The organism is Mariniluteicoccus endophyticus, from assembly GCF_054780035.1.
Window position 1 is genome coordinate 233751 of sequence record NZ_BAAGXC010000001.1, and the last position, 8527, is coordinate 242277.

Annotated in this window: 5 protein-coding genes; 2 read left to right on the forward strand and 3 right to left on the reverse strand. The window is 67.8% G+C overall.

From position 1 onward, the window contains the following. Nucleotides 1-3 precede the first annotated feature (3 nt). Nucleotides 4-3039, reverse strand: a complete 3036-nt coding sequence (gene uvrA, locus ACYVGD_RS01080; protein ID WP_460741110.1) for an excinuclease ABC subunit UvrA — start codon at nt 3037-3039, stop codon at nt 4-6. 172 nt (nt 3040-3211) lie between these two features. Here uvrA and ACYVGD_RS01085 point away from each other — a divergent pair, with 172 nt between their 5' ends. Then, a complete protein-coding gene (locus ACYVGD_RS01085) occupies nt 3212-4177 on the forward strand; it encodes a hypothetical protein (protein ID WP_460741111.1) in 966 nt (321 codons plus the stop codon). Between the two features lie 32 nt (nt 4178-4209). Then, complete coding sequence (locus tag ACYVGD_RS01090; RefSeq protein WP_460741112.1) at nt 4210-4869, forward strand: MBL fold metallo-hydrolase; 660 nt, start codon at nt 4210-4212, stop codon at nt 4867-4869. Between the two features lie 201 nt (nt 4870-5070). On the opposite strand, the gene ACYVGD_RS01095 is transcribed toward ACYVGD_RS01090, so the two are convergent. Further along, on the reverse strand, nt 5071-6114 hold the full coding sequence (locus ACYVGD_RS01095) for a TerC family protein (protein ID WP_460741113.1): 1044 nt from the start codon (nt 6112-6114) through the stop codon (nt 5071-5073). 185 nt (nt 6115-6299) lie between these two features. After that, a complete protein-coding gene (gene uvrB, locus ACYVGD_RS01100) occupies nt 6300-8393 on the reverse strand; it encodes an excinuclease ABC subunit UvrB (protein WP_460741114.1) in 2094 nt (697 codons plus the stop codon). Nucleotides 8394-8527: the final 134 nt, after the last annotated feature.

The following is an 8527-nucleotide window of genomic DNA, read 5'->3' on the forward strand; positions in this document are numbered from 1 at the left end:
CAGTCAGGCCCTCTTCGCTGTCTTCCTCGTCGCCGTCTTCCGGGTCGCCGCCTTCTTCGCGGGAGCCTTCTTCGTCGCCGCGGCCTTCTTCGCGGGAGCCTTCTTCGTCGCTGCCTTCTTCGTCGCCGCCTTCTTCGCAGGAGACTTGGCCTGGGGCTCGTCGTCGAACAGGGCGACGGGGACCTCGCCGACGGGGACCTCGTGGCCGTCGAGGATCTCGGCGAGGAACTGGCCCGTGTAGGAGTCGGGATGGGCGGCGACCGTCTCGGGGGTGCCCTCGACGACGACCGTGCCACCGCCCGAGCCGCCCTCGGGGCCCATGTCGATCAGCCAGTCGGCCGTCTTGATGACATCGAGGTTGTGCTCGATGACCACCACCGAGTTGCCCTGGTCGACGAGCCGGCCGAGAACGCCCAGCAGCTTACGGATGTCTTCGAAATGGAGGCCTGTGGTGGGCTCGTCGAGGATGTACATCGTGCGACCCGTCGAGCGGCGCTGCAGCTCGGCGGCCAGCTTGACGCGCTGGGCCTCACCGCCGGACAGGGTGGTGGCGGGCTGGCCGAGGCGTACGTAGCCCAGGCCGACCTCATGGAGGGTAGTGAGGTGACGCGCGATCGCGGTGTGTGCCGCAAAGAACTCGACCGCCTCCTCGATGGGCATGTCGAGCACCTCGGCGATCGACTTGCCCTTGTAGTGGACCTCGAGCGTCTCCCGGTTGTAGCGCGCCCCGTGGCAGACCTCGCAGGGAACGTAGACGTCGGGCAGGAAGTTCATCTCGATCTTGATCGTGCCGTCGCCCATGCAGTTCTCGCAGCGCCCGCCCTTCACGTTGAACGAGAACCGGCCCTGCTGGTAGCCGCGTACCTTCGCCTCGGGGGTCTCGGCGAACAGCTTGCGGATGCGGTCGAAGACGCCGGTGTAGGTCGCGGGGTTCGAGCGCGGTGTGCGTCCGATCGGCGACTGGTCGACGTGGACGATCTTGTCGATCTGGTCGGCACCGGTGATCGAGCGGTGTCGCCCCGGGACGGCACGGGCGTTGTAGATGCGCTTGGCCAGCGCGGTGTAGAGGATCTGGTTGACCAGCGTGGACTTGCCGGATCCCGAGACGCCGGTGACGGCCACCAGCTGGCCGAGCGGGAACGAGACCGTGACGTCCTTGAGGTTGTTCTCGATCGCGTGGTTCACCGTCACCGACCGGCCCGTGAGCGGGCGGCGCTTGGCCGGAAGGGCGATCTGGCGACGGCCCGAGAGGTAGGCGCCGGTGGGCGACTCCGCGCAGGCCAGCATCTCGTCGACCGGCCCGGAGACGATGACCTCGCCACCGTGCTCGCCGGCGCCGGGACCGATGTCGACCACCCAGTCGGCCGAGCGGATCGTGTCCTCGTCGTGTTCCACCACGACCAGCGTGTTGCCGAGGTCGCGCAGGCGGACCAGCGTGTCAATGAGGCGTCGGTTATCGCGCTGGTGCAGGCCGATCGACGGCTCGTCGAGCACGTAGAGGACGCCCACCAGCCCGGCACCGATCTGCGTCGCCAGGCGGATGCGCTGGGCCTCGCCACCCGAGAGCGTGCCGGCTGGTCGCGAGAGGGTCAGGTAGTCGAGCCCGACGTCGAGCAGGAACCGGAGCCGCTCGTTTATCTCTTTGAGGACCGCCGAGGCGATCGCCTTCTCGCGGCCGGTCAGCTCGAGTGCCCCGAGGAACTCGGCGCACTCGCGGATCGACATCTCCGACACCTCGGCGATGTTGCGGTCGCCGACGGTCACGGCGAGGCTCGTCGGCTTGAGGCGCGCCCCCCCGCAGGCCGAGCACGGCACCTCGCGCATGTAGCCCGCGAAGCGCTCGCGGGAGGTGTCGGTCTCGGCCTCGTCGTGGCGGCGCACGATGTAGGGCACGACGCCCTCGTATTTCGCCGAGTAGGCGCGCGTACGCCCGTAGCGGTTGCGGTAGCGGACCACCACGTTGTCGCTCTGGCCCTGGAGCACCAGCTGGCGGTGGTCGGAGGACAGGTCCTCCCACGGCGTGGAGATGGAGAACCCCTCCTGCTTGCCGAGCGCGGTCAGGACCTTGTGGAAGTAGTCGGCCACATGGGCGTGGGACCACGGGGCGATGGCGCCGTCGGCGATGGAGACCGAAGGGTCGGGGATCACCAGCTCGGGGTCGACCTCCATGCGCGTGCCGAGGCCCGTGCACTCGGGGCACGCACCCCAGGGGGCGTTGAATGAGAATTGGCGGGGCTCGAGCTCCTCGATCGAGATGTCGTGCTCGTTGGGGCACGCCATCTTCTCGGAGTAGCGCCGCTCCCGATCGGGGTCCTTCGGGTCGAGGTCGACGAAGTCGACCGCCACGATGCCGTTGGACAGCCGCAGAGCCGTCTCGACCGAGTCGGTCAGACGACGCTTGGCCGACTCCTTGACGGCGAGGCGGTCGACAACGACCTCGATGTTGTGCTTCTGCTGCTTGTTGAGCGCGGGCACATCGGTCAGCTGGTGGACCGTGCCGTCGACGCGGACGCGGGAGTAGCCGTCGGTCGCGAGCTGGCGGAACAGATCGACGTGTTCGCCCTTGCGGCCGCGCACCATGGGGGCGAGCACCTGGAAACGCGTCCCCTCCCCCAGGTCCATGAGCCGGTCGACGATCTGCTGGGGCGACTGGCTCGAGATCGGCTCGCCGCACTCGGGGCAGTGTGGCCGACCCGCGCGTGCGAACAGCAGGCGCAGGTAGTCGTGGACCTCGGTGATCGTGCCGACCGTCGACCGGGGGTTGCGCGACGTCGACTTCTGGTCGATGGACACCGCCGGGGACAGGCCCTCGATGAAGTCGACGTCGGGCTTGTCCATCTGGCCCAAGAACATGCGGGCATAGGCCGAGAGCGACTCGACGTAGCGGCGCTGGCCCTCGGCGAAGATCGTGTCGAAGGCGAGAGACGACTTGCCCGAGCCAGACAGGCCCGTGAAGACGATCAGCGCGTCGCGGGGCAGGTCCACCGACACGTTCTTGAGGTTGTGCTCCCGCGCACCGCGGACGACAAGGCGTTCCATCACAGTCGACGAGCCTACGACCGGGCACTGACAATTCCGAAAAGGGCCGCGGAAATCCTGAGAAGACGCGCGCGTACGCCACGACCCGGCGCCGACCGCGGGTTACGCTTCCCCTGTCCGGGTTCGCCCGCGCCTGGACCCTTCCCACCTTCGCGAGCAAGAGGAACACCCCGTGGCCACTTCCCCGTCCCGTCGCCGCGTACGCCGTCTGGTCGCCGCCGGAGGCATCGCCGTGCTCGTTGCCGCGTCCGCCGGCGCCGTCAGCCTGCGTACGGAGCCATCGAAGGCCGACTACCTGGAGCCGGACGATGCCCGTCGGGCCCTCACCCGCATCTCCGTGCTCGCCCGCACCGACCAGGTCGCCGGCGTGACGTTCGCCCGCGACGAGGCCACCTTCCGCATGGTGCGCGGAAAGCAGGTCGAGACCTGGATCGCCCGCCCCGGTCGCGAGGTGGCCCGCGCCGGCACCGGGACCTCCCGCGCCGTGATCCCCATCAGGATCCGCGACCTCGACCTGCCCCGCATCGTCGAGCGCGTCCGCACCGACGACGTGGGCTCCACGTGCAAGCCCACCACGCTCAAGGCCGAGGTCAACGTCTCGTTCGCGGGCGCCATCACGCACGTACGGTGTCTCGACGGCGCCCGCCACTCCTGGCTGGATGCCGACGCCGACAAGCTTGCCGACGTCGACCCCCGCACCGCCGAGGGGCTCACCCGCGCCCTCGCCGACCTCCGCCGCGCGACGGGCGCCCGCGAGGTCTCCTACGTGGCGATCCGCTACGGCGGTGAGGACGCCGGCGTCGACCTCGAGACCCCTGGTGCATGCGGTGACCTGGCGCGCTGCGACGCCCTGGTCACCGCCCGCCGCGCCCACGTGGAGTCGCGCGACCCGGCCATCGCCACACGCGGGGCCCCGGCCCGGTTGAACTATGCCGAGTTGGTTCCGCTCGACTCCGTCGACCCCGTCGGGCTGCACGCGACCATCGAGCACATGACCCAGACCCGCAAGGGCGTCGACTGGTGGCGCGGGCTGACCGTCACGCTCTACCAGCGCCCCGGCAACCAGCCGCGCCTGGAGTTCAAGCAAGGGTCTACGGTGTTCTGGACCGACCTCAATGGCGCAGAGGCCCGCTTCTGACGGTCCTTCGCCCCTCACCACTGGAGGAACCCATGGGACTGCACCACGTCGAGCCCGGCGGCGAGCCGCACGTCGAGACGCTCGCCGGAGGGCTCACGCTGACCAAGTTCTCCGTCGCCCCGATGGACAACAACGTCTACCTCGTCTCCGACTCCGCCGGGACCGTGCTCGTCGACGCCGCCAACGATGCCGCGCGCATCATCGAGGTCTTGGCCGGCCGCCAGGTGTCGACGATCGTCACCACCCACCGCCACCCCGACCACCTCAAGGCCCTGGCCGAGATCGCCGGCAAGACAGGTGCCCGCACCGTCTGCGGTGGGCCGGACGCCGACGCGATCGCCGACGAGACCGGCGTACGCTGCGACACGGTCTGGACCGGCGACACCATCTCCCTCCCCGGCGGCGGGTCGTTGGAGGTCGTCGGGATCGTCGGCCACACCCCCGGCTCGATCACGCTGGTGCTGCGGCCCGAGGAAGGGCCGGTGCACCTCCTCACCGGCGACTCGTTGTTTCCCGGCGGCGTCGGCAAGACCTGGGGTGACGGCGACTTCGTCCGCCTCCTCGGCGACGTCGAGGAGAACATCTTCGCCATGTACGCCGATGACACCCTCGTCCATCCGGGACACGGCGACTCCACCACGCTCGGCGACGAGCGCCCCCACCTCGGCGAGTGGCGTACGCGCGGCTACTGACCGGCGCCACCCCTGGAATTGACGAAGGGCCCCGCCGAAGCGGGGCCCTTCGTCGCAGGCGATTCGGGGCTCAGCACTACTGCGCGTAGTTGCAGCTGCAGTCGCTGTGCCCACGCACCCAGGCGTGGGCGACAGGCCCATGGAACTTCGAACGAGAATGCACGTGCGGCAGTCTTGTCGAGTGTGACCGTGATCGCCCGGTCAGTGGGACTCGAGCTGATCGGGTTCGTCCCCACGGTCGGCCAGCGGCTGGGTCGAGAGCGACGACGCCGACTGCGTCGTCGCCCCCTGACGCCCGGAGCGCAGCAGGCTCGCCACCGTGGTCACCACCAGCGTGCCGATGATGACGAGGAGCGAGGTGGTCGTTCCGATCTCGACCGAGAAACCCAGCTTCTGGTCGAGGTGGTACTCGTGCATGGCGTGGAGCAGCAGCTTCACGCCGATGAAGGCCAGGATCACCGACAAACCGAGCGACAGATAGACGAGCCGCTTCAGCATGCCACCGATCAGGAAGTAGAGCTGGCGCAGGCCCATCAGGGCGAAGACGTTGGCCGCGAACACCAGGTAGGGCTCCTGGGTGAGACCGTAGATCGCGGGGATCGAGTCGAGCGCGAACAGCAGGTCGGTCGAGCCGAGGGCGATGATCACGAACAGCATCGGCGTGGCGACCCGGCGCCCGTCGAGGTTCCAGAACACCCGCGTGCCGTGGAAATCCTCGCTCGAGGGGATCCTCTTCTTGACGAGCTTCAGCAGCGCGTTGTCGGTGGGCTCGTCGTCCTCGTCGTCCTGATAGTAGTCGACCGCCAGCTTGACCGCGGTGTAGATCAGGAAGGCCCCGAAGATGAAGAACACCCAGCTGAACCGGCTGATCGCCGCAGCGCCCACCGCGATGAAGATGCCGCGGAAGATGAGCGCGATCACGATGCCGACGAGCAGCGCGAACTGTTGCAGGTGACGCGGAACCCGCATCTTGCTCATGATGATGATGAAGATGAACAAATTGTCGATAGATAGGCTGTATTCGGTCAGCCATCCCGCAAAGAATTCACCCGCATAACGTGGGCCACTGACAAAATAGACGCCGACGCCGAAAAGGACGGCCAGCAGCACGAACACCGAGATGAAGATGCCGCACTCCTTCATCGAGGGCTCGTGCGGGCGGCGCCCGATCACGAAGACGTCGATGGCGAGGACCGCGACCATCACGGCGACGGTGATCGCCCATGCGTAGCCGGTCACATGCATCTGGTGAACCTCTCTGGGGCGGGATATGGATAACCCGGGACCTCAGAGGTCTCTTCCGCCGCAGGACGGCTCCAGCACCGGGTGGCCCATGGGGGCCGCCGTGATGACGACGCTGGACGTGGGAATACTCCCCTCCGCCGGAGAAAGTACCGCAGCAACGGCCCCGGGCGTAAACCGAGCGGCCGTCAGCGCGTCGCCTCGACCATCTGACGCAGCTCCTTCTTGAGCTCCGAGACCTCGTCGCGGATGCGTGCAGCCACCTCGAAGTTGAGTTCGGCGGCCGCCGCGTGCATCTGGTCGGTCAGCTCCTGGACGAGCTTGGAGAGGTCGGCCGCCGGCATTTGGGCGAGGTTGCGCTCCGCCATCGACGCAGCGGCCTCGGCAGGCACGGGGGCACCCTTCTTCGCCGACATGCGCGAGTCGGCCATCAGCGCCGCCGTGTCGGCGTCCTCGTCCTGGAGCATCGCGCTGATGTCGGAGATCTTCTTGCGCAGCGGCCGGGGGTCGATCCCGTGCTCGGTGTTGTAGGCGACCTGGATCGCCCGACGGCGGTTGGTCTCGTCGATCGCCCGCTCCATCGAGGGGGTGATCTTGTCGGCGTACATGTGGACCTGGCCCGCGACGTTGCGGGCCGCTCGGCCGATGGTCTGGATGAGCGACCGGTCGGAGCGCAGGAAGCCCTCCTTGTCGGCGTCGAGGATCGCCACCAACGACACCTCGGGCAGGTCGAGGCCCTCGCGCAACAGGTTGATGCCGACCAGCACGTCGTACTCCCCCATCCGCAGCTCGCGCAGCAGCTCGACCCGCTTGAGCGTGTCGACCTCCGAGTGGAGGTAGCGCGTGCGGATTCCGTTCTCGACGAGGTAGTCGGTGAGGTCCTCGGCCATCTTCTTGGTGAGGGTGGTGACCAGGATGCGTTCGTTCTTCGCCGTGCGCTGCTTGATCTCACCCATGAGGTCGTCGATCTGGCCCTGGGTGGGCTTGACGACGACCTCGGGGTCGACCAGACCCGTCGGGCGGATGATCTGCTGGACCGTCCCGTTGGAGCGCGCCAGCTCATAGCTGCCGGGCGTCGCCGAGAGATAGACGGACTGGCCGATGCGCTCGACGAACTCCTCAAACTTGAGGGGCCGGTTGTCCATCGCCGAGGGCAGACGGAAGCCGTGCTCGACGAGCGTCCGCTTGCGGGACATGTCGCCCTCGAACATGCCGCCGATCTGGGGAACGGTCACGTGGGACTCGTCGAGCACCAACACGAAGTCTTCGGGGAAGTAGTCGAGCAGACAGTTCGGCGGGCTGCCGGCTCCGCGCCCGTCGAGGTGGCGCGAGTAGTTCTCGATGCCCGAGCACGAGCCGATCTGACGCATCATCTCGAGGTCGTAGGTCGTACGCATGCGCAGCCGCTGGGCCTCAAGCAGCTTGTTCTGCTGCTCGAGCTGTTGGAGCCGCTCCTCCAGCTCGAGCTCGATGCCCTTGATGGCGCGCTCCATGCGATCGGCACCCGTCGCGTAGTGGGTCGCCGGGAAGACGTACAGCTCCTCGTCCTGACTCACGATCTCGCCCGTCAGGGGCTGCAGTGTCGACAACGCCTCGATCTCGTCGCCGAAGAACTCGACGCGCCAGGCGAGCTCCTCGTACATCGGGAAGACCTCCAGGGTGTCCCCGCGTACGCGGAAGGTGCCGCGCGTGCCGGCCACGTCGTTGCGCGCGTACTGGATGTCGACCAGGCGGCGCAGGAGCTGGTCGCGGTCGACCTCGTCTCCCACCCGCAGCTTGATCATCTGGTCGACCCACTCGGTCGGCGTGCCCAAGCCGTAGATCGCCGAGACCGTCGCCACCACGATCACGTCGCGGCGGGTCAGCAGGGAGTAGGTCGCCCGGTGGCGGAGCCGTTCGACCTCCTCGTTGAGCGAGGAGTCCTTCTCGATGTAGGTGTCCGTCTGCGGGACGTACGCCTCCGGCTGGTAGTAGTCGTAGTAGGAGACGAAGTATTCGACGGCGTTGTCGGGGAAGAAGCCGCGCAGCTCGTTGGCGAACTGGGCGGCCAAGGTCTTGTTGGGCTGCATGACCAGCATCGGGCGCTGGAGCCGCTCGGCGAGCCAGGCGACCGTCGCCGTCTTTCCCGTTCCGGTCGCGCCTAGCAGGACGACGTCCTGCTCGCCGGCGTTGATCCTCTGCTCCAGCTCGGCGATGGCCGCCGGCTGGTCGCCGCCGGGCTCGAAGTCGCTGACCACCTTGAACGGGGCCAGTCGCCGCTGCACGTCTTTCACGGGTCGCATGATGGGAAGAGTACGCGCACCCTCCGACATACATGATGGAAAGCGTCTTGGGGAGTCGTGACCCTGGCTCTGACTGGTGCCCTGCTGGGCTACCGACAATCTGATCAGTCCGGCTCTCCAAGGCCTGGGTGACG